Here is a 21,162-nt window from a genome sequence, read left to right on the forward strand (position 1 = left end):
GACCAGCGGGGACTCCGTCAGGCTGACCCAGGCCCTGGCAGGGAAAGGAGTAGCACAACTAAGCTAAAACACCGGACCAGAATGGCCAACCACAAACCTGTAATTGCGGACAGATCTCATGGCCATATCCGGGCATTCATACTGGCCACCAGCGGGCAGAAAACCTGGCCGCTGGTGGGCAGAAGCTCATGGCCCTTGACATTCTGGCGCGGGTGCGGTCAAGTACGTGTTCCTAGAAGCGGCTGATGCAGGGGCTCAATTCACCTTTCCCCCCGTCTGGGTGGAAGCAGCAGCTCCGTCTGCTCCCCAGTTAATTATTCGCTAGGGTCGTTACACGAACGATCAGGCTACGATAGGGTCACAGGTCTGAACAAGATGCTCGAGCGAGGCGGGTCGGTATGAGTTTCAAGGTGGTCATGACGTACTCAGATGGGGATCGAGAGGAGCTCGATGAGGTCTTCGAGACAGAGAGCGAAGCCGAGGAGTTCGGGTTAGAGCAAGTTAGCAACTTCGGCGCCGGCGGTGAAGTTCTTCATTTGTCAAATCCAGGTGATTACCCAGCGTCCAGTGAAGGGGTAGAGGCAGACTACGAGGTGCTCGAAGTCGAGGACTAATTCCGACGACGACGTACCCCGCACCTCACCGCAGGAGCCGAGCGGCGGGCATGGCGTCGTTTCTGCGTGTCCTTCCACTTCCATGGCAAGCTATTCGACTACCCGGGCCGCAGTAGGTTAGTGTGACATTTCGCGGCGCCGTGCCGAGAAGTACGAGGCCCTTCGCGAAGCCAAGGGCAAGGGGAGGTTCATTTCGTGGCAAAGAACAAGCTGGATGGGGTCACATTCAACAAGCTGATGGATGAGTTTGGTGAGGCTGCCGCAGTGGAGACCCTCAACGATGTCAACGCGGGGAGAATACGCGCTGAGACTGTGGAGAAGTACCTCTACACAGACGAGACAAAGGAAGATTACGCTGAGCGCCTACGCAGTGAATAGCGACTAGTCACACGTTTGCGGGTGTGTCGATGGGGCCGAATATCGCACTGCCTGCACGAGATGCGGGGATAGCGATAAGTGCCTCGTTCTTGAGGCCAGTGACACACAGCCCCCGCACCATTGCGGGCAATTTCATCGCGCGGGGTAAACGGGCATCCCGCCAACGGCGCGGGCACAGAACTCAAGGCCGGCGTCGCACGAATATGCCATGACCCTGAGCTCCAACCACTCAAGAACGTCACGACCCAAATGGGTCGTCCCTATGAATCCGTCGGGGCCGCCGCGGAACCCATAAAGGAATCTTCACTGCCTGACTGGCGTCGGACTGCCCTCCGCGAGCAAATCAACCTTGGCCAGGAAGAGAGCTCTAAAATATCAGAGCAAAAGTGACAAAATCTGCTGATGGAATTCTGGTCCAGCAGCCAGACACCCTAAATTACAGGGCAAAGGTCACACGCGCGCGAGAGGCCGCTCACTGTCCCCGGCCGTTAGCCAACCGGCAATCTGAACCAAAAAATGCCACGAGGTCGCCCGCAACGAGCACCGACTAGTGTTTCGCATTCCCGAAGAGCGGGCATCTCCTCGATCGACGCCCGAGGCGTAAAATGGTAAGAACAGCTGAGGGCATGCGTTGCTCCATGGCAAATTGCTGGCAAGCCTGTTCGTTGCGGGAATGGACGTACAAGCCAAAATTACATCGGGAGCGGAAAGCATCCACTCCCCTTTTACTTCCCCTTTTCAATCTAGAACTACGCCAATGCACGACATGCCACAGCCTTCGGAACCAACGAAGTACCGCCAAAACACGCCGATTTTGGCAGTCAACGACACCATGCAAAAGCCAGATGACTAGATTCTCTTGGCCGTCGGTTCGAGTCCGACCCGGGGCACCAATGTGGCCCTGACCTGCGGTTATGTCCCGCAGAGGCAGCATATTTCAGGCCAACTCCCCTTTTACTCCCCCAATTCAGCGAAAGATTCTTCCGATTTGACTCCCCCTTTTGCGCAGGACGGACTTCCTCTTTTCAACGCACGGACGCCGAGGCCGCGAGATTCCACGGATTTGACACTCCTGGACGAGTGAGATTTGGAGCCGGGAGCGTTCGCCCTCCGAGCCCGGCGTTACGAAGTTGGTCGTGGATCCTTCGATGGCCGCGTCAGATTCATCTCACTGGAATCGTAAGTCAGGAATGGATTCGATCCTGATTCGAAGCTCATGGAGATCGTTGCAGCCTCCAACAACCACCCCGACCGCAGCGACTGAGAGCCCCAGCGCTTCTCCCCCTGGCAACGCCGCTCGTCAAAGTTGGCGAGCTCCACGGCGCCGCCGTTGCGTACACGCGCTCCTATGAGCTCGTTGCCTGGTATGACGACGACGGAGCCTACCGGCTCGAATGGTTCCCTGCAGTCCAAGTCAACCGCCTGGAGAAAAAGGACTGGCACGGCAAATACTCATAACCGACTGCCGACCGCCGCCCCTTAAAAGGCGGGTGCCGCCGTCGTACGGTATACGTTCGACGGCGGCACCCCCTTACGAGATCGGCCCGGCACCCGCCTCGGCTTGTTCAACCGAAACGTAATTCGTCTCCTGGCCCGATGCACCCCAGACCAATAGCAGCAATGAAATATGCCAATGCTGCTCGCCATTGTTTGGGCGTCTGATCGACATCCTCCGCGCGAACTCCGCACAGCTCTGCATGCGTGGGTGCGTCGTTGTTTCCGCAATTGTGTGCCGGGCTGCTTACTGCGAGGTGCACCGGTGGAAACTTCTTGCAGGTGGAGTTGACGCTTCAAGTGCACAAGGGTGGCAAGTTTTGGGCGGGAGCGAGGCTGGCGATCGCATAGAGGCTAGAGAGATGTCCGGGATCGTGCTCCGGAGGTTGAGGACACCGAATGCTCCGGCCCTGGCATCGGCGGCCTGCACCAGATGAAGTCCATGGAGCCGCCCGCCAACACGCGTCCCGCACCGAACGGAACCAGGAGCGTGTCACCGGCGGCGACGGCCAAACGCTGGCCATCGGCAGTTTCGAGGCTCCCCTCCCCCACCGTCACAACAATGACGCCGAACCCAGCGTCGAGCTCGATCCGCCCGGAAGCTGTCAGGCGTTCGACCCGGAAGAACACTTCACTGCCGGCTGCAAGGGTCGACGCTCCGGCCCGCGTTATCAGCGCACCGATCTTGGCTTCGGAGCGACCCCGGTGATCGATGGCTGACAGAGCGGTCCTAAAACCCAATCCCAAGTGTCCTTTCGAGGTGCCGTCCAGAGCGTATCCGTCCCATTCCAGCAGGATAGACAAGTCCTCCGGCTCCTGGACCTCGACCAGGAAGACGCCTTCGCCGATGGCGTGGGGCATTCCCGGCGGCACAAAAACACTGTCGCCGGGGAAAACTTCGATCGCATGCATGGCGTCCAGCATCGCCGAAGTGTCCTGCGTCCTGACCCATTCGGCAAGCTCGTAAGCAAGCACGTCATGCCGGAATCCGAGGTGGACGATGCCGCCTTCCAGGACCAGCCACGCTTCCGCCTTGCCGTGGTGCCGCCCCAGATGCGTGGCGGCAAAGTGCCGCGTCGGGTGGAGATGGACGGGCAGGCGCTGGCCGGCGTCGAGCATCTTCACCAATACCATTGTGTCCGCACCAAAGGCGATCACGTGCTCCTCACCCAGCCAGTGGACGGGGTCCTCAGCCACAGCATCCCGGAGGGATTGACCACCGGCCACACGACTCAAGCCAAGGGATGCTTCCCCGAAAATGGTTGTCGTCGAACCCACCCAGTCCTCGGGAACATGGCTGCCTGAGGCCGCAGCACCTTTCCCTGCCCTGAAGGCCCTGATCTTGGCCCCGCCGCGATAGAACCGGTTGGCGGGCTGGTTGCCGGACAGCCGCAATATGGACATGCGCCGGCTCCTAGCTGGCCACCGCGGGTGGATACATGACTTCGACCTCGTTGGCTACCAGCAACGCGGCAATCTCATCCGGAGGCGCACAGTCAGTGACGAAGTAGTCCGCTCGGCCCAGTTCGGCCACCTGCGCAAACAGTCGCCGGCCGAACTTGGAGGAATCGGCCAGGAAGGCCACCCGGGACGCGTTCGCCATCATCTCACTCATCATGACAGCCTCGGCGACGTTACTGGTGGAGTAACCGCCCTCAACTGAGACGGCGCCCACAGCCAGCAGCGCCAGATCGCACTGGACGCCGAGTTCCTTCCCCCCAATGGCTGCCTGGAAACTCACAGGCCCAATAGTCGCCTGGGCCACCTGGTGATAGGTCCCGCCAAAAACGTACAGGTCGCGGTAAGCCTTGGAGGACAGCTCCGCAGGAAGACGCAGGCTGTTCGTGGCCACCGTGAGCCCGCGGCACTCACCCATGTGGCGAGCCACGGCTAGGTTGGTCGTTCCTGCGTTAATCATGACGACGGAGTCGTCCTGGATCAGAGTGGCGGCCAAGGCACCTATGGTTTCCTTGGCAGACGCCTGCAGGCGCAGGCGCACGTCAATGCCGGTATCGGCCTGCGGTAGCGAGGACAGGCTGACGGCGCCGCCATGAGTGCGGATGAGGACGCCGTCGCGGTCCAAGCGGTCAAGGTCTCGGCGGATGGTGTCGGTGGATACATCCAGGCGCGCAGCCAGTTCGGCTACAGTCACTTCCCCGGCTTCCTGCACGTAGGCCGCCAGCACGGCCTTGCGCCCCGCCGGCAGGTGGCGGGTTGATCCATCTCGGTCTGTAGCGGACGCCATGTTCGTAGTCATAAGCAATTATTACAACTTTTTGCGGAATTTTGCTTGACGTCTGCTGTTTTTTGCAGATATGGTCGAGAGAATCGTGCATCAGGACGCATAAATGGGCGTATATCAGCACGTCTGAGATGGGAGTGGCAAAATGGGCAACGATGCTCTGTCAAGGCGAAATGTCCTTGGATACTTTGGAATGGCGGCCGCGGTCGCGATGACGGCAAGCTGTGGCACGGCCAATGCGGGCAAGTCTGCTGATGGAACGGTCACCCTGGAATTCGCCCAGTGGTGGGAGCCCGAATTGCCCAAGGGCTCGCTGCGCACTTTGATGGACACCTTTGAGGCGAAGAACCCCGGCATCAAGGTCAAGCTCCTGAGCGGGCCCTACGCCTCCACGAAGGAACAGGTCATCGCCGGTGCGGCTGCAGGCACCATGTCTGACGTCGTCGGCCTGGACGGCGCCTGGATCAACGACTTCTCCAAGCAGGGCTCGCTCGCCGATCTGTCAGCCCTGATGAAGGAATCCAAGTACGACCAAAGCCAGCTGGCCAGCCAGGTCAAGATCGACGGCACCACGCTGATGATCCCGGCCGTGAACTTCGTCTACCCGATGTTCACCAACGACGATCTGCTGGCCAAGGCCGGGGTGTCCAAGCCCCCGTCAACTCGGAGCGAATTCACCGCGGCCGCCGTCGCCATTAGCAAGGTCGACTCCAACGTCAAGGGCTGGGTGCTCCCGTTGTCCCAGGAAGCCCCGAACGGCATCCAAAACGATGTCATGTCCTGGGTGTGGGCCTCCGGCGGCAGCATGCTCAAGGACGGCAAGCCCGATCTCACGAACGACGCCGTCCATAGCGCCGTCAACTTTGTCCAGGATCTTTGGGACAAGAAGGTAGTGTCCCCCGGCGCCCTGACCATGAAGGAACAGGACAAGGTGGAGGAGTTCACAAACGCCCGGGTGGGTATGATGATCGACTCCCTGGCCCACATCAAGCTGATCAGGGAGAACAACCCGAAGCTGAAGTTCAGCATCTCCGCCGTTCCCGCCGTCGACGGCTTCACGGGGAAGAGGGGCATCCCCTACGCAGCCTGGGGCATCGGCATTGCGGACAACTCGCCCAACAAGGCCGAGGCTTGGAAGCTGGTGGACTTCCTGATGAGCGAGGAAACCAACGCCAAGCTGTCCTCGCTGTCCAATTCCTTCCCCGGCAACACCAAGGCTGTGCCCGACTTTGTGGACAGCGATGCCTTGTTCAAGAAGGCATTCGAGATCTACAAGGGCGGCTACCCGGCCAACGAGTTCGTGGGCCTGCCCGTGGCGGAGCAGCTGATGCGCAGCTTCGACGAGGAACTCCAAAAGACCCTCAGCGGCCAGCAGAACGTCGACAAACTGCTCGCCAACGCCCAAGCCACCTGGATGAAATCGTTCTAGGAGCCCTCCCCCATGAAATCCACTCTCAAAGATCCCGAGCCGCTGCTGGAAACGCAGTGGCCGGCTGACCCGGTCAAACCAAGGAAGGCCGGCTGGGGCGGCCTGAAGCGCCGGCTGGCCCCGTACGGGTTCGTTTCGCCTACCGTCATCCTGATGTTCGTGCTCATGCTGGTGCCGATCGTCATGGTCATCGGGTATTCGTTCATGAACAACGTCATCATGACCAAGCACCCGAAGTTCGTGGGCCTGGACAACTACGTCACGATCCTGACGGATAGCGTGTTCCACACAGCCCTGGCCAATACTTTGGCCTTCACCTTCGCCAGCGTGGCGGCCCACATCGTGCTGGGCCTGCTGTTCGCCATGCTGCTGAACTCCCCGCTCCTGGGCACTCGTTTCAAGGCCCTGTTCCGAGCGGTCTATGTGCTCCCTTGGCTGTTCACGGTGGCCATCATCGCTGTGCTGTGGCGGCTGCTCCTTGACCCCAACGGCGTCATCAACTTCCTGCTGATGAATGCCGGCATCATCGATTCCAAGATTGAATGGCTGTCCTCCCCGGGCACGGCACTGTTCGCGGTCACGTTCATCAACATCTGGGCGGGGTACCCGTTCTACATGGTGAGCATCCTGGCCGGCCTGCAGGGCATCCCCAAGGACCTGTACGAGGCGGCCACCGTCGACGGCGCCAACAACTTCCAGAGGTTCCTGCATGTCACACTGCCCCAGCTCAAGCCGATCATCATCAGCATGGCGATGCTCGATCTGATCTGGACCTCGCAACAGTTCGCATTGATCTGGATGACCACCGGCGGCGGACCCATCAACGTCACCGAGATGCTCAGCACCTACACCTACAAGTTGGCGTTCAGCCAGTACCAGTTCTCGCTGGCCTCCGCTGCCGCCGTCGTCATTCTTCTGCTGTCGATGATCCTGGCCTTCTTCTACATCCGGCACCAGAAGGCGAGGGATTGAGATGACCATGACGAAGGCGCAGAAGAGGGTGGCCAGCAAGGCCGGCATCATCATCGCCCTGCTCACGGGGGCCGTATTCGCCGCGTTCCCGGTGTTCTGGATGGCGGTCAGCTCATTCAAGGCAAACTCCGAAATCTTCGAATTCCCGCCCCGGATCATCACGGAGAACTTCTCCCTGACGGCGTACACCACCATCCTGACGGACCCCGCCAAGGTGCGGTTCTTCATCAACAGCTATGTCGTGTCGATCGGGGTGACCATCCTGACGCTGATCGTGGCCATCCTGGCCGCCTATGCGTTCAGCCGCTACCAATTCAAGGGCAAACACCCGCTGAACATGATCATCGTCAGCGTCCAGGCGGTGCCGCCCATCACGCTGCTCATCCCGTTCTTCGGCCTGATGGTGGTGCTGCGGCTCTACAACACGTACCAGGGCCTGATCCTGACGTACATGGTGTTCACGCTCCCCTACGCCATCATCATGATGACCGGCTACTTCAACACCATCCCCAAGGAGCTCGACGAGGCCGCCAAAGTGGATGGGGCAAGCTCGTTCGCGGCCCTGTGGCGGGTCCTGGTACCGGTGTCCATCCCGGGCATCGTGTCGGTGGGCATCTACACGTTCATGATCGCGTGGAATGAATACCTGTTCGCGCTGACCCTGACCCGTTCCGTGGACATGCGGACCGTGCCCGTGGGCATCCAATTGCTCATGGGCCAGCACTCCTACCAGTGGAACGAAATGATGGCCATGAGCATCCTCGGCTGCATCCCCGTTCTGATCTTCTTCCTGTTCTTCCAGCGGTACTTCATCGGCGGGCTGACCGCCGGCGGAGTCAAGAGTTAACCCCCAATTTTCCATTAGCCCAACAACAATCCCAGGAGAATCACCATGTTGATGAACGGCATCGATCTGCTCGACGTAGCAAACAAGAACAACTTCGCCGTCCCGGCGTTTAACGTCAGCGACTACGCCATGATGAACGGTCTATTTGAAGTCAGTGAGGAGAAGGACTCACCGCTCATCGTCGCCATCCACCCGGACGAACTCAGCCACATCGGCGTCGACATGCTGCCGGCCATCATCGCCAGGGCGCACCGGTCCACCGTCCCCGTCACCATCCACCTGGACCACGGCGCCAGCTACGAGCAAGTGCTGCTGGCCATCAAGAGCGGCTTCACCTCCGTCATGATCGACGGCTCCCTGCTCCCCTTCGATGAGAATGTGGCCATCACCAAGAAGGTGGTGGACGCTGCACACGCAGTGGGCATCTCCGTCGAGGGCGAGCTGGGCACCATTGGGAAGACTGACGGCAACGCCGAGGCCGGCACCGACACCATCATCTACACGGACCCCGACGACGCCGTACGGTTCATTGCAGAAACCGGCGTGGACAGTCTGGCCATCGCCATCGGCACCTGCCACGGTCTGTACCCGCAGGGTGTCACCCCTGAGCTGAAACTCGACTTGCTCCAGCAGATTCAAGAGAAGGTCTGCATCCCTCTGGTGCTGCACGGCGGCTCCAACAACCCGGACGAGGAGATCGGCAAGTCGGTGTCTCTGGGCGTCAACAAGATCAACATCTCCAGCGATATAAAGACCGCCTATCATGACAAGATGCGCGAGATTCTGGCCACAGATGCCTCGGTGCGCGAGCCGAACACCATCCAGCCGCCTTGCATCGCCGCCATGAAAGTGACGGCCGCGCAGAAGATCGACCTGTTCAACGCCGCCGGCAAGGCAGCGCTTTACTAAGAGAAGGAACCGTTCCACTATGAATAACAAACTCGTACTCGGGCTGGGCGGTACGGTCGACTACGAGATCGTGTGGGACTCCTCGGTGATTGAAGGGCTGATTTCGGAGTACCGCGTCAGCGCCTCCGAACTCAGCGCTTCAATCCCGGTCGACAGCGAGCGAGCCCTGCTCCTCACCCTGCTGGCATTCCTGCGCGACGGCGTGGGCGGGGAACGGTTCGTGACGTCCTCGGACATCGTCGAGCAGTTCGCGAGCCGGTTCGATCGCAGGTTGACGCTCGGCGGCACCTGCGTGCGGGCAGCACTGGCGATGCGTGCTCTCGGCGTGGACAGCACCGTGCACCTGGTGAGCATTGACGACACCGTCCGGGAGCTGTTGCCGGCCGGCGTTGACTACCTGTGCAGCGCATCGGAGGACACCACCGACCCGCACCTGATTGTGCAGTACCCGGAGGGCGAACGGATCCGCAGCGGCGACATCGACCTGGTGATGCCGCACCCGAACCGGGTCATCTACGCCAATGACCCTCCCAATCGCGAGCTCCAACTCAGCGCCGGGCTGGGGGCGGCGCTTGCCGAGGCCGAGGTGTTTATGGTCTCCGGCTTCAACTCCATCCAGGAACCGGACGTGCTGGAACAGCGGTTGGTGAGCCTGAAGGAACACATGGCGCAGCTGCCTGCTTCCGCGGTGGTTTTCTACGAGGATGCCGGCTTCCATGTTCCTGAGATGAGCCAGCAGGTCCGTGACTCGATTGTAGGCGCGGTGGATATTTACAGCATGAACGAGGACGAAATGCAGGCCTACGTGGGCCGGCCTCTGGACCTGCTGGACGTGGGCGGCATGTGCGATGCTCTGGCGGAACTGCAGGACCTCATTCCGGCGGACGCTTTGGTGGTGCACAGCAAGTATTGGTCGCTGGCGTATGGTGCCGACGCCGCTAAGCACGACGCTGGCCTGCGGGGCGGGATCACCATGGCCAGCACCAGGTACCGTCACGGCGACGGCTTCACGGCAGCGGATTACGAGTCTGTGGCCGAGCTCAGCCCCAACGCCTTGGGAGCAGAGTTTGCCGAGTCGATCAACACGAAGCTGGGCGACTCAGTCCACTGCCTCCCAGGCATCACGATCGACGTAGAGCATCCCACCACGATCGGCCTGGGCGACACCTTCGTGGGCGGCTTTGTGGCGGCCCTGCACCGCCATTCGATAGCACATTGATGCAGGTATCACGTCGACTCGATAGAGAACCAAGGTCCTCGTTCGAGATTCTTGATGGCAGCTGAACGAAAACGGGCCGAGACAGCTATTCGACGCACTTGATTTCGACGAAGTTATTACAGGACCGCATACATTGCCTCGCTGCGTCCTGGCCGTCAACGTCTCGCTGACCAACGTGGAGACTCTCCCCTGGAGGTGAGTTCAATACTGGCAGCCTCCTGCTCAGCACGAGCGCAATGAGGCTTTCAAAGTGTCAGGACGGAAAAACACGTTGGAGATTGAACGAATGCGCCGGATGGCAGCCGGCACCCGGCGGAGAGTCACTCACGGCACGCAAGATGCACGGCGGAGACAAACCCAGTGGCAAAGGCGGAGCCGCTACCGCAAGGGAATAGCCGCAGGCGGGATGGCCCCGTTCGGTTGGCCTTGGACGGGCTAATTGTTGCGCTGTCTTTCCATCCAGCGCGAGGGGGCGGCTAACGGTTCGAACCCGAACTTTGCGTAAAGACCCTGGGCGTCCTCCGTAGCCAGAAGCATGCGCTTCAAGTTCAGCGGCTCGAATACATCCATTACCCCGTTAATGAGGGCGACGCCGATACCCTGCCCCCGGACCTCTGCAGCGACAAACACATCGCAAAGCCAGGCAAAAGTGACGCCGTCCGTGACTACACGTGCGTAAGCGAGCTGCCGGCCCGACCCTGTCTCATAAACGCCGAAATTTCGGGATCCTTCAATCGCCCGGTCTTGCGTTGCACGGGACCTTCCCTCCGCCCAGTAGCTCTCCTCGCTGAGCCACTGATGCACTTGTTCCCGATCGATATCGGCATCATCTGCAGAGAAACGGTAGATCGAATTCATCCCACCATCCAACCACAACTCATGCACCCCCCTTCGGCCCGTCATGTTCCCCTCCATTGGCGGCCGAATCGACGCTTCGCTTCCCGACCGTAGCGCCCCCCCACGTGCCACTACCGGGACGAGTCGTCCGTGTTCTGCCGGGCGGCCTGATTTGCCAGCAAGGCGAGGGCTTTCTCACTCGCATCGCGAATCCGATGCAACGCACCAACAACGCTGATGCTGGCAAACAGTGGCTTGGACGGCGGGCTTAGGCCGTGGGCTTGGAGCGGAGGTAGTCGCGCAGGCCCGGTATGGCGAAATCCACCTTGCCGTGCCCTGCGGGTTCGATGAGTCCTTCCTCGATGAGTCGGAGGCGGTAGTTGGCGACAAGGTTTGATTTGGCCCCGAGCCTTCTGCCAATGTCGCTGGCCGTTGCCGCACTGTCGTCTTGGGCCATGGCATGAAGGAATTCAAGGTCCTTGGGCGATGCCGTGGACAGTGCCGCCTCGACCACGGTGCGTGCATTGCGGCGGTTGGCTGCCTCGATGGCCCGGCCGACAGCCGGACCGTCCAGTACGCCGTCATGGTTTTCGGCTTCCCGCCACAGGAAGTAGCCGACTAGCTGGATGAGGAAGGGGTAGCCGCCTGTAGCCTCCGCAGCCCGGCGCAGCAGGGCCGGAGCAATGCTGAAGGTCGCTTCCTGGAATGTTTCGGTGAAGGATGTTTCCACTTCATGGATCGCGGCGGCATGCAGGTCGATCTTGTCAGCGCGGCGCAAAAAGGTTGCCACACCTTCGTTGAGCAGATCTGAGACGGCAGCTGGCAGCCCCGCGAAGACCAGGGCGACTGGCAGCCGGTCCTGGATGAAGTGCTGGACGCTGGCGGCCAGTTGGGCCAGTTCGGTTCGATTGGCGGCGTGGATCTCATCAACCGTGATGACCAACCCGGTGCCGTGCGTATCCAGGAGGGCAAGCAGCTGTTCGCCGATATTCCGCCAGGCAACCTGGCGTTCGGGCGGCAGTTGGGTGGTGATGCTGAATCCGGCAGCGGCGATGGCGGTGATACGGCGGGTTCGCGGACCATCACCCAGTTCCTCGGAGATCTGGAGCATGGCTTCACCGATCCTGGCCATGAAACCATCCGTCGCCGTTTCCGCGATCACGGCCCATCCATGCTCCCGGGCCAGGTCATGGGTCTCCCCAAGCATGACCGTCTTGCCGATGCCGCGGGCCCCGGTAAAGATGGCCAACAGGCCCGGAGCGCCGGACCCCAGACTCAGGCCATAGCTAAATTCATCCAAAAGTCCCTCGCGGCCAATAATGTGCGGTGGGGTGGCGCCAGCCGAAGGGCGAAAAGGGTTGTCCACGCGGGCATCCTTTGTGAGTTCTTATGAGTTCTATGAGTATGACACTCCATATGAGTTCTGTGAGTACATATTCCTGGAAAGGACTCGCTCCCAGTAGATTTATTCCGAAAACTCCGGCCCCGTTCGCCTGCCGCCGCCGGCAGTCCCCATGAGCCTAATCAGGTGGCGCCACCGGCCGCACTTTGCAGACTCGGCATGCCGTGCCCCGTTCGGAAACCACAGGGAACCGCCGTGCTGGCGACCGACCTGCCGGGCCACGCTTTTAGTCAAATTGCCTTGGGGGGCCGCTCGATGCCCTGGGAATTAGGGTGGGCATGGCTTTGCGTATGCGGGGTCCCATGTCCGGGTTGAAAACGAGGTCGATTGCGGTTCCGGCGATTTGAGCCAGGGGAACGTGGACCGATGACAGGGGCGTGGAGAGCCTGGCTGAGAGGGGTATGTCGTTGTATCCGACGAGGGCCAGGTCCTCGCCGATGGCGACGCCGAAGCGGTGTGCCGCCGCGATCACTCCCAAAGCGATGTTGTCGTTGGCTGCGAACACTGCGGTTGGGCGGTTCGCGGCGTGCCCGCCGAGGATTGTTTCTCCGGCGGTGTACCCGTTTTCAATGCCGTAACCGGCGGCGAGCAGCCATTTTGCGGGCGCGTCGATGCCGGCCTCGGCAAAAGCCCTGCGTGCGCCCGCGAGCCGGCCGACGGCACTGGAGGTAAAGGAAGGCCCGGTCACTACCGCGATGTCACGGTGGCCCAAATCGATAAGATGGCGGACCGCCAAATAGCCGCCGACTTCGTCGTCACCTAGTGAGGAGGGACTTACGCCGTCGGTGCGCAGGACCAGGGCGTGCGCCACGCCGCGTTTGCGAAGCCGCCGGGGCAGTTCGTCATCGAGTCGGGCCGTTGCGAGGATCAGGCCGTCGACGTTGCGGTCCAAAAGCGTTTCGGCGGCACGTTGTTCGTCGTCGGGATCGTCCCCGCTTGTGGCGACCATGGCGAAGTATCCCCGGCTGGATGCGGCGCGCTCGAGTTCCTCGAACATCAGCGCCATGACGGTATCACTGAGGCGTGGAACGAGCACTCCCAACGTTCGGGTTTCCCCCCGCCGGAGACTGGACGCGAAGGAGTTTCGACGGTAGCCGAGCCGTTCTGCAACTTCCCGGACATGCTCGGCCGCCGCTGAACGCGAAGCTGTGCCCCGATCATCCAAGGCGCGGCTGGCAGTGGAAAGACTGACCCCGCTGGCCGCGGCCACGTCCTTGAGGGTGATACTTGCGCCGGCGGCAGTGGGTTCCATGCGAATTCTCCCATTCACGAATGTCCTACACGACACTCTATTTCGTTCTAGTGAACAACTGGCCCTTGACAGTGAGATGAGACACGTTGCAAAATGAAAACGTTCCCGCAATCGTTTTCACAGTCTAGCGGGATTACGATCAACAAGACAGAGGTAGTTCTGATGACCATCGATCTTCGCGGGCTTGTTCCCGCACCGGTAACACCGTTCAACCGTGACGGCAGCGTTGACGTCGACTCAATCCACCGCCTCGGTGGCTGGCTGGCTGGCGTCGAGGGTGTCAAGGGCCTGGTTGTCCTTGGCCATGCGGGCGAAGGAACATTCCTTACCCAGGACGAGCAGGCACTCGTCATCCGTTCTTTCAGGGAGGCAGTCAATGACTCTTTGCCGATCATTGCCGGCATCACCGGCGAGGGGAACATGGTCGCGGCCGTAGAAGCGAAGCGTGCCGTCGACGCCGGTGCCGCCGCCGGCCTGGTCTACCCATCCCACGGATGGCTTCGCTTCGGCTACCAAAAAGGCGCCCCCCAGACCCGCTACAAGGAAATCTACGAGACATCCGGCCTGCCGCTGATTCTCTTCCAGTACCCGGACGCCACCAAGGCGAGCTACGATCTCGAGACCCAGCTGGAGATCGCGGGCCAGGAGGGGGTGTTCGCCACCAAAAATGGTGTCCGGAACATGAAGCGGTGGGACACCGAAATTCCCGTGCTGCGCGCCACCTACCCGGACCTGCAGATCCTCACCTGCCATGACGAGTACCTTCTGCACACCATGTTCGATGTCGATGGCGCCCTGGTCGGCTACGGCGGGCTCGCCCCCGAGCCCCTCGTGGAGCTGATCGCAGCCGGCAAGGCCAAGAACTATGCGGCCGCCCGCGCCATCCACGACCGCCTCTTGCCGGTAACCAAAACGGTCTACCACCGCGGATCACACATGGAGGGCACCGTCGCCCTGAAGGAAGGACTTGTCGCCCGCGGAATTCTCGAGCACGCCACAGTCCGGCGCCCGCTGCTGCCCCTGGCCGACGGTGCCGGCGATGAAATCGCCCAGGCTCTGAAGTCAGCGAATCTCGGCAGCGTCACCGTCCCGGCCTGATCCCCGATTTCCAGGGATGGCGGGCTGACCGCCCGCCATCCCTCCTCCCAACTTCTTTACTCTCCACCTTGGTCAACGACGACCCCAGCGCGCAGCTGGAGAAGGAGGCATCGCAATGAGCGAGCCACAAACGACCTCCCATGCCCTCACGCACCACCGAGGTCCCATGGCCGACCGTGCAGGAACCGCCCAGTCAAGCGGACTCTCAATGCTCTACACACGCAGGGAGATCCGGTTCATCCTGGCCTTTGCCCTGCTCGGAACACTCTTTGACGGCGCTGAGCTGAACTTGATCGGCTACCCCCTCGCCTACGTCTCCGCCAGCCTCCACGTCTCCACACTGGCCCTGATCAAGGTCGCCACAGTACAAGGCTTCGCGTCCATCCTTGGCGGCTTTGTCTTCGGCTCACTCGGGGACATCCTAGGCCGCCGCCGGACCTTCGCCATCTCCGTCATAGCATTCGGCATCGCCGCCACATGGGGAGGCCTGGCCACAGGCTACGATTCCTTCCTCCTCTCCAGGCTGCTGGCCGGAGTCGGCATGGGCGGGCTGTTCGGGCTCTCATTCTCCATGTTCACCGAATGCTGGCAAACAAAAAAACGTGGCACCATGGGCGGAATCATTCAATCGATGTATTTCGTCGGCGAAATCCTCACCGAAGGCATCCTCTTCTTTTTCCTGACCACGCTGGGCCACGACCTCGGCTGGCGCGCCGGGTACATCACCGTCGGCCTGACCAGCCTCGTCATCGGAATCGCGTCCCTGAAACTCCTGCCCGAGTCCAAACAATGGCTGGTCTACCAGGAACACCGCAAGGCCGGAACCCTTCCCGACGAGCTGCGCCGCTCCAAGGTCCCCGTGTTCGACATCTTCCGCCCCCGATTCGTGTACGGCACCGTGGTCTTCATGGTCCTCTCCACAGCGATGTTCCTGACAACCAACTCAGTCGGCGCCTACCTGTCCACGTACCTGCTCAAAACCCAAAAACTAAACCTGCCCACAGTCAGCCTCATCGTCCTCCTTGGCTACATCGCCACCATCATCACCTACTCAGTCACGGGCATCATCTCCGACCGGGTCCGCCGCAAGTACGCCTTCACCCTGGCATCCGTCTTCGGCACCATCGGATTTACCTGGTTCCTCTGGCTGCTGACCACCGGCAATGCGCACATCACCGCCAACTTCTGGAGCGCACCCACCTTCTGGGCCCTCATGATGTGCACCGGGGCCGCCGGTGGATTCGGCGTACTCGGGGTCTGGATGTCCGAATTCTTCCCAACCCGCATCCGATCCACCGGAGCCAGCGCCAGCTACTACGTCGGACGCGGCCTCGGAGCCGGAATTTTCCCCCTCTTCGCACTCACCATCGCCGGCGCCGTCCCATTCGCCCTCGCCCTCGGCATTATCGGTCCCCTCGCCGGCGTCTTGTTCTCGGTCTTTGCCCCCGACCGCACCGGACGAACCATCGCTGACCTCGAATAAAACGAGTCAAACCATATCGACCACCCGGTTGCCTGTCCCCCACAAATTAATGAGGGGAACAGGCAACCGACACAGTCCGCAAGCGGGCGGTCGCACCGCAACCCCTCGCCCGGAATGCGATCAAATGATTGCCACGGCGAACCCGTCAAATCGGCTAACCGTAAGTGCCGCAAAGAAGTGTGCATGCAGCGAAGCCCTCAACGAGGACCATACAGTCGTGGCTAGTGCCGACCCCATTCCCCGTTACCTTTTTAGTAGCCCCTCTAGTTGAGTAAGAATTGGGGTGGTTGGCCTGTCGGTCCCGGCATGATTAAATCCCCCAGTCATTGATGATCCGGGGGGTGTTGTCACCGGGGTCCGATAGGCGCCAGGGGATCGCTAATGGGGACCGGACCAGCACAGGACACCAGCGTGTAGGTCAGCCGTAACGTGGATGCCGAGCCTTGCCGCCGCAGGACATGCCAACACCGAGTTGCACAACACAATTTCTGGGAGGTTTGCGTTGATCAAGAGCCATGAATCCGTCGATATCTTCATAGGCGTGGACGTCGGCAAGAGCAATCACCACGCGGTCGCGATCGACCGGCAGGGTAAGAAGCTCCTGGATCGGGCCCTGTCCCAGGACGAGGGGAAACTCCGGGCGATCATCAAGGCCGTCGCCGACAAGGGCACCGTGTTGCTTGTCGTGGACCAGCCCTCAACGATCGGAGCCCTGCCGGTCGCCGTGGCCCAGGCCGAGGGCATCCTGGTCGGCTACATTCCGGGCCTGGCGATGCGCCGCATCGCGGACCTGCACCCGGGCGAGGCCAAAACCGACGCGAGAGACGCTGCCATCATTGCTGAGGCGGCACGGTCCCTGCCGCACACCCTGCGCTCCATCGTGGTCGCCGACGAGCAGGCAGCGGAGCTGTCGATGCTGTGCGGTTTCGATGACGACCTGGCCAAGCAGGCCACGGCCGCTTCCAACCGGATCCGGGGCCTGCTCACCCAGATCCACCCCGCCTTGGAACGGGTCATCGGCCCCCACCTGGACCACCCGGCGATGCCCGAGCTGCTGATCAAATATCCCTCGCCCCAGGCGCTGCGCAAGGCAGGCCGGGCCCGGGTCGCCACACTGCTGGCCAGGCATGCCCCGCGGGCCGGGAAACGCTGGGCTGCAGAGATTTTCACCGCCTTGGGCGAGCAGAGCGTGGTCGTCGCCGGAACCGGCGCCGCAGGCATTGTGCTGGCCCAGCTGGCGGCCATGCTCAAACATCTGCGCGGCGCCCGCGACGAGCTCCTGACAAAGGTCGAGGCCCTCGTGGAGGCCCACCCTCTTCACGAGGTCCTGACCTCGATGCCGGCAGTAGGGGTCAGGACCGCAGCACGGATCATCACAGAGGTTGCCGGCAAGGAATTCCAATCCTCCGGGCACCTGGCCTCCTACGCCGGTCTGGCCCCGGTGACGTGGCGGTCAGGGACTTCGATCCGTGGGGACCACCCCTCGAAAAAGGGCAACAAGACCCTGAAACGGGCGTTCTTCCTCTCCGCCTTCGCGGCCCTGAAGGACCCGCTCTCACGCGCCTACTACGACCGGAAACGGGCCGAGGGGAAACGGCACAACCAGGCCCTGATCGCCCTCGCCCGGCGCCGCTGCGACGTCCTGTTCGCCATGCTCCGCGACGGCACGCTCTACGACGTACCGGAACCCAGAACCACATAACACCCAGCAGCTGCCAGCCGGCGGGCCACCCACCGCCGGCCATCCCGCCCTGCCCAAAACGGCTCCCAAAAACTTTCAAAAAAGTCCCCCCAAACCCCTTGACGAAAAACATAGGGACACCCCCCAGACACCAGCCGCTTTATTGGCACCCACCAGGAAGGACAGGCGTGCGGCCACTCGAGGCAACCCATCGGACGGGCCGCTGCACCTGTTGAAACAGCCACGAAATCTCCAACGACCGCACACCAACAGGCAATTCGGCGGCGGCTCAGGAGTAAAATATTGCACATCCGCGGCGGCCAACCGCAAACAACAACAGGCCCTGCATGAACCTGTTCCACAGTAATCGGCACCGACGGCCAAATTAAGCCACCAGGCCTGATGGGGGAACTCCCCTTTTACTCCCCCTTTTCAAGCAACAACTACCGCATTCGTCGGTATGCCATCGTATATAGAATCGGCAAAAAGTCCCGGAATTACGCGCTAGTTGATAGTCAGCGACACCTCCCAGAATCCAGATATTGAGATTCTCTTGGCCGCCGGTTCGAGTCCGGCCCGGGGCACCAATGATGCCCTGACCTGCGGTTATGTCCCTCAGGCCAGCGGGAGCAAGGGCTAAAATTGCCGCAACTCACCTCTTACTCATCTTATTCAGCAAAATTTTCTTGAACTTGCACTCATCTATTTGAAGACTGCCACTCATCTCTTTCGATATCCGGACGCAAAAAGTGGCAAGATTCCGCGGTTTCTCCGAGCCGGACCGACTCGGAGCTGTGGCTGCCATGAATTGGCCTTCCGATCGCCGTTTCCCGGCACCGGTCAACGTCAATGGGCAACGAACTTGCCTGCAAGACAGCAAGCAATTCGGCGCGGCAGCTTCGACCGTCCAGCTCACGTCATTCGGCAATCGTGGCCCGAACTGCCGTGCCGGGGAAGCAATCTGCGGCATGTCCACAAAACCTGACGCTTGACAGATAGCCGGACCGATACGGCCGGGGCCCGGCACTGCCGACCCAAGGCGGCCCTAAAGACTCCGACTGGACGCTTACCCAAACTGAGCACCGGAGGCCGGCTGAATCTCGCATTGGCATGCACCATCCGCAGTGGCCCCGGTCCTCCAGGCCCCCAGTTGGGAAGGACCGCGTGCCCTAGCGTTATGGGGCGTCGAAATCTGAGCCTTCGGGCGTGCCTACTTGAATGATCTTGCCGTCGCTCATTCAGCCCGCTCGGCAGGCCGGCGCGCCGCGCTGCTGGTGGACGGCCTGCAATGGCTGGGCCTTGACGTGTGGGGCCCGGGCGGGCGACGCCGGACCCCGCTCGACTCCGCGTCCTTCGCCACGCTGCTGGTCACCGAGGCGGCGGACGGGACGGCCGTCCAGCCCAACCGGCTGGCCATGTGAAACACCATCGATCACACATGGGGGATGCCGCCGAAGGCGCTCTTCCTCTCCGAAAATCAGTGCCACGGGGCCGCCGGGATCAAGAGAATTATTCGTCGTCGGCGGTTCATAGACGAGCCAAGAGCCCTTGTATTGAATTTTCAGCTGCTGATTACGTCATCCTGCTGTGCAGCCTGCCGGTGATCTGGTGTGCTTCTTCGAGCAGGAACCGGCCGAGGAAGTCCTGGCGGTCTTTCCGGAACCGGGGTTCAATGCCGGTCAGTGACAGGGCCCAGGCCGGCTTTCCCTGGGTGTCGAAGACGGCGGCGCCCATGCCCCAGCTGCCTTCCAGGACGAGGCCGGGATTGACGGAGTACCCGTCGTGGTGGGTCCGGGCCAGGTTGTCCCTGACCAGGGCCACGGGGTGTGTGGGGGCGAAGGTGCCGGCGTGGTCGTCCCAGCGGGCCAGTATCTGTTCCTGTTCCTCCGCGGGCAGGAAGGCCATGATCGCGTTTCCGGCCGAGGCGACGCCGAGGGGGAAGCGCACGCCCTCGTGGAGCACGAAGGAACGGATGGGGAAGGGCCCTTCCTCCCGCAGGAGGCACACGGTCTCCCCTCCCCGGCGCACGGAGAAGAACGCACTCTCCCCCGTTTCCTCCGCCAGCCGGCGCAGGCTGGGCCGGGCAATGTCCTCCACGGGGAACCGTGCGGCCGCGACGGAACCCATCAGCAGCGCCTCGGTCCCCAGCACCCAGTTCCCGGTGGTGCCGTCGTGCTCCAGCAGCCCTTCGGCCGCAAGCGAGGTCAACAGCCGGTGGACCGTGGGCCGGGTCAGCCCGGACTCCCGGACCACCTCCACCAGGGCTGCGCCCTTTGGGTTTCTGCTGACAATGCGAAGCAAGGCCGCGACCCGCCCGACGACCTGCGCGCCCTGCACCGTTGCCTGAACCATAAAAATGTCCTCATTTCATCCATATTGTGGATAGGAAACAGCCTACCGTCCACACTGTAGAAATCCAGGGATGCGCCCTGATTCCATACCTTGACAGCGCATTTGCCACCGCCCTATGCTCAAAGCCACACCCCAAAGTCCATAACATGGACAACCCCACAATCAGCCCAACGAGGAGATCTTCATGACCAAGGTACGCAGCAGTGCCGCCCAGGCACTGGCCGGCACCGTCCGGGACGGCATGACGCTGGCCGTGGGCGGTTTCGGGCTCAGCGGCATCCCGGCGGAGCTGATCGAGGCCGTCCGCGACTCGGGCGTTCGCGGTTTGACGGTGGTCTCGAACAACATGGGCGTCGACGGCAAGGGCCTGGGCGTGCTCATCGAGGCCGGCCAGGTCGCCAAGGTCATTGCGTCCTATGTGGGCGAGAACAAGCTCTTCGCCGAGCAGTACCTCGCCGGGAAACTCGAGGTCGAGTTCACCCCGCAGGGCACCCTGGCCGAGCGGCTCCGCGCCGGCGGCTCCGGCATCCCCGCGTTCTACACCAAGACCGGGGTCGGCACCCTCGTCGCCGAAGGCAAGCCGCACGAGGTGTTCGACGGCGAGACGTACGTCTTGGAGCGCGCCATCACCGCCGACCTCGCCCTCGTCCACGCCCACACCGCCGACACCGACGGAAACCTCATCTACCGATACACGGCACGGAACTTCAACCCCGTCGTCGCCACCGCCGGCCGGATCACCATTGCCGAAGCCGAGAACATCGTCGACCCCGGCAGCCTGGACCCGAACCACGTCATCACCCCCGGCGTGTACGTCCAGCGCCTCGTCCAGGCCACGGCACGCATCAAGGACATTGAGCAACGCACCGTCCGCACCCGGATTGAAGCCCGCCCCGAAACCCTGTCCGCCGCCGTCCCGGCCTAAACCACCCCCTATTCAAGGAGCACACCAT

General features: G+C 61.7%; 18 protein-coding genes and 1 tRNA gene. 13 read left to right on the plus strand and 6 right to left on the minus strand.

What is annotated here, in order from left to right; genetic code table 11:
* The first annotated feature begins 398 nt into the window (after window positions 1-398).
* Window positions 399-614, plus strand: coding sequence for a hypothetical protein (locus G6034_RS17600; RefSeq protein ID WP_218064038.1), 216 nt, complete (start codon window positions 399-401; stop codon window positions 612-614).
* Between the two features lie 195 nt (window positions 615-809).
* Window positions 810-992, plus strand: coding sequence for a hypothetical protein (locus tag G6034_RS17605; protein ID WP_176636412.1), 183 nt, complete (start codon window positions 810-812; stop codon window positions 990-992).
* A 1,848-nt stretch (window positions 993-2,840) separates the two neighbouring features.
* On the opposite strand, the gene G6034_RS17610 is transcribed toward G6034_RS17605, so the two are convergent.
* Both G6034_RS17610 and G6034_RS17615 read right to left on the minus strand, forming a co-directional pair.
* Window positions 2,841-3,890 (minus strand): class I mannose-6-phosphate isomerase, encoded by a 1,050-nt coding sequence (locus G6034_RS17610; RefSeq protein WP_176636413.1) that lies wholly within the window; start codon window positions 3,888-3,890, stop codon window positions 2,841-2,843.
* Window positions 3,891-3,900: 10 nt separating this feature from the next.
* Entirely contained in the window at window positions 3,901-4,743 is an 843-nt protein-coding gene (locus G6034_RS17615; RefSeq protein ID WP_246296252.1) for a DeoR/GlpR family DNA-binding transcription regulator, read from the minus strand.
* 178 nt (window positions 4,744-4,921) lie between these two features.
* Here G6034_RS17615 and G6034_RS17620 point away from each other — a divergent pair, with 178 nt between their 5' ends.
* Genes G6034_RS17620 through G6034_RS17640 form a run of 5 tightly spaced genes read left to right on the plus strand, consistent with a single transcriptional unit; the run spans window position 4,922 to window position 10,104 of the window.
* Window positions 4,922-6,157 carry an ABC transporter substrate-binding protein gene (locus tag G6034_RS17620; protein ID WP_246296254.1) on the plus strand — a complete coding sequence of 412 codons (1,236 nt, stop codon included), beginning with the start codon at window positions 4,922-4,924 and terminating at the stop codon, window positions 6,155-6,157.
* 12 nt (window positions 6,158-6,169) lie between these two features.
* The gene (locus tag G6034_RS17625; RefSeq protein WP_176636415.1) at window positions 6,170-7,129 is read left to right on the plus strand and encodes a carbohydrate ABC transporter permease; all 960 of its coding nucleotides are present in this window, start codon (window positions 6,170-6,172) and stop codon (window positions 7,127-7,129) included.
* 7 nt (window positions 7,130-7,136) lie between these two features.
* The gene (locus G6034_RS17630; RefSeq protein WP_246296256.1) at window positions 7,137-7,976 is read left to right on the plus strand and encodes a carbohydrate ABC transporter permease; all 840 of its coding nucleotides are present in this window, start codon (window positions 7,137-7,139) and stop codon (window positions 7,974-7,976) included.
* Window positions 7,977-8,021: 45 nt separating this feature from the next.
* Window positions 8,022-8,885 (plus strand): ketose-bisphosphate aldolase, encoded by an 864-nt coding sequence (locus G6034_RS17635; protein ID WP_176636417.1) that lies wholly within the window; start codon window positions 8,022-8,024, stop codon window positions 8,883-8,885.
* Between the two features lie 19 nt (window positions 8,886-8,904).
* A complete protein-coding gene (locus G6034_RS17640; RefSeq protein WP_176636418.1) occupies window positions 8,905-10,104 on the plus strand; it encodes an ADP-dependent glucokinase/phosphofructokinase in 1,200 nt (399 codons plus the stop codon).
* A 435-nt stretch (window positions 10,105-10,539) separates the two neighbouring features.
* Here G6034_RS17640 and G6034_RS17645 read toward each other — a convergent pair whose 3' ends face one another.
* The 3 genes from G6034_RS17645 to G6034_RS17655 form a co-directional block, all read right to left on the minus strand.
* Window positions 10,540-10,962, minus strand: coding sequence for a GNAT family N-acetyltransferase (locus G6034_RS17645; protein WP_176636419.1), 423 nt, complete (start codon window positions 10,960-10,962; stop codon window positions 10,540-10,542).
* A 247-nt stretch (window positions 10,963-11,209) separates the two neighbouring features.
* The gene (locus G6034_RS17650; protein ID WP_176636420.1) at window positions 11,210-12,307 is read right to left on the minus strand and encodes an AAA family ATPase; all 1,098 of its coding nucleotides are present in this window, start codon (window positions 12,305-12,307) and stop codon (window positions 11,210-11,212) included.
* A 262-nt stretch (window positions 12,308-12,569) separates the two neighbouring features.
* The gene (locus G6034_RS17655) at window positions 12,570-13,595 is read right to left on the minus strand and encodes a LacI family DNA-binding transcriptional regulator (protein WP_176636421.1); all 1,026 of its coding nucleotides are present in this window, start codon (window positions 13,593-13,595) and stop codon (window positions 12,570-12,572) included.
* Between the two features lie 162 nt (window positions 13,596-13,757).
* Here G6034_RS17655 and G6034_RS17660 point away from each other — a divergent pair, with 162 nt between their 5' ends.
* From G6034_RS17660 to G6034_RS17680, 5 genes are all read left to right on the plus strand, one after another.
* On the plus strand, window positions 13,758-14,693 hold the full coding sequence (locus G6034_RS17660; RefSeq protein ID WP_218064039.1) for a dihydrodipicolinate synthase family protein: 936 nt from the start codon (window positions 13,758-13,760) through the stop codon (window positions 14,691-14,693).
* Between the two features lie 115 nt (window positions 14,694-14,808).
* The gene (locus tag G6034_RS17665) at window positions 14,809-16,176 is read left to right on the plus strand and encodes an MFS transporter (protein WP_218064040.1); all 1,368 of its coding nucleotides are present in this window, start codon (window positions 14,809-14,811) and stop codon (window positions 16,174-16,176) included.
* Between the two features lie 502 nt (window positions 16,177-16,678).
* Window positions 16,679-17,878: an IS110 family RNA-guided transposase gene (locus G6034_RS17670; protein WP_218064041.1), complete on the plus strand. Its 1,200-nt coding sequence runs from the start codon at window positions 16,679-16,681 to the stop codon at window positions 17,876-17,878.
* Between the two features lie 467 nt (window positions 17,879-18,345).
* Window positions 18,346-18,444: transfer RNA gene (locus G6034_RS17675), tRNA-OTHER, on the plus strand.
* A 627-nt stretch (window positions 18,445-19,071) separates the two neighbouring features.
* Window positions 19,072-19,278 carry a hypothetical protein gene (locus G6034_RS17680; RefSeq protein ID WP_176636422.1) on the plus strand — a complete coding sequence of 69 codons (207 nt, stop codon included), beginning with the start codon at window positions 19,072-19,074 and terminating at the stop codon, window positions 19,276-19,278.
* A gap of 151 nt (window positions 19,279-19,429) precedes the next feature.
* Here the strand turns inward: G6034_RS17680 and G6034_RS17685 are convergent, their stop codons facing one another.
* Window positions 19,430-20,209: an IclR family transcriptional regulator gene (locus G6034_RS17685; RefSeq protein ID WP_176636423.1), complete on the minus strand. Its 780-nt coding sequence runs from the start codon at window positions 20,207-20,209 to the stop codon at window positions 19,430-19,432.
* A gap of 184 nt (window positions 20,210-20,393) precedes the next feature.
* Here G6034_RS17685 and G6034_RS17690 point away from each other — a divergent pair, with 184 nt between their 5' ends.
* Window positions 20,394-21,134 (plus strand): CoA transferase subunit A, encoded by a 741-nt coding sequence (locus tag G6034_RS17690; protein ID WP_176636424.1) that lies wholly within the window; start codon window positions 20,394-20,396, stop codon window positions 21,132-21,134.
* Window positions 21,135-21,162: the final 28 nt, after the last annotated feature.

This window comes from Arthrobacter wenxiniae (assembly GCF_013376105.1).
Taxonomy (GTDB): domain Bacteria; phylum Actinomycetota; class Actinomycetes; order Actinomycetales; family Micrococcaceae; genus Specibacter; species Specibacter wenxiniae.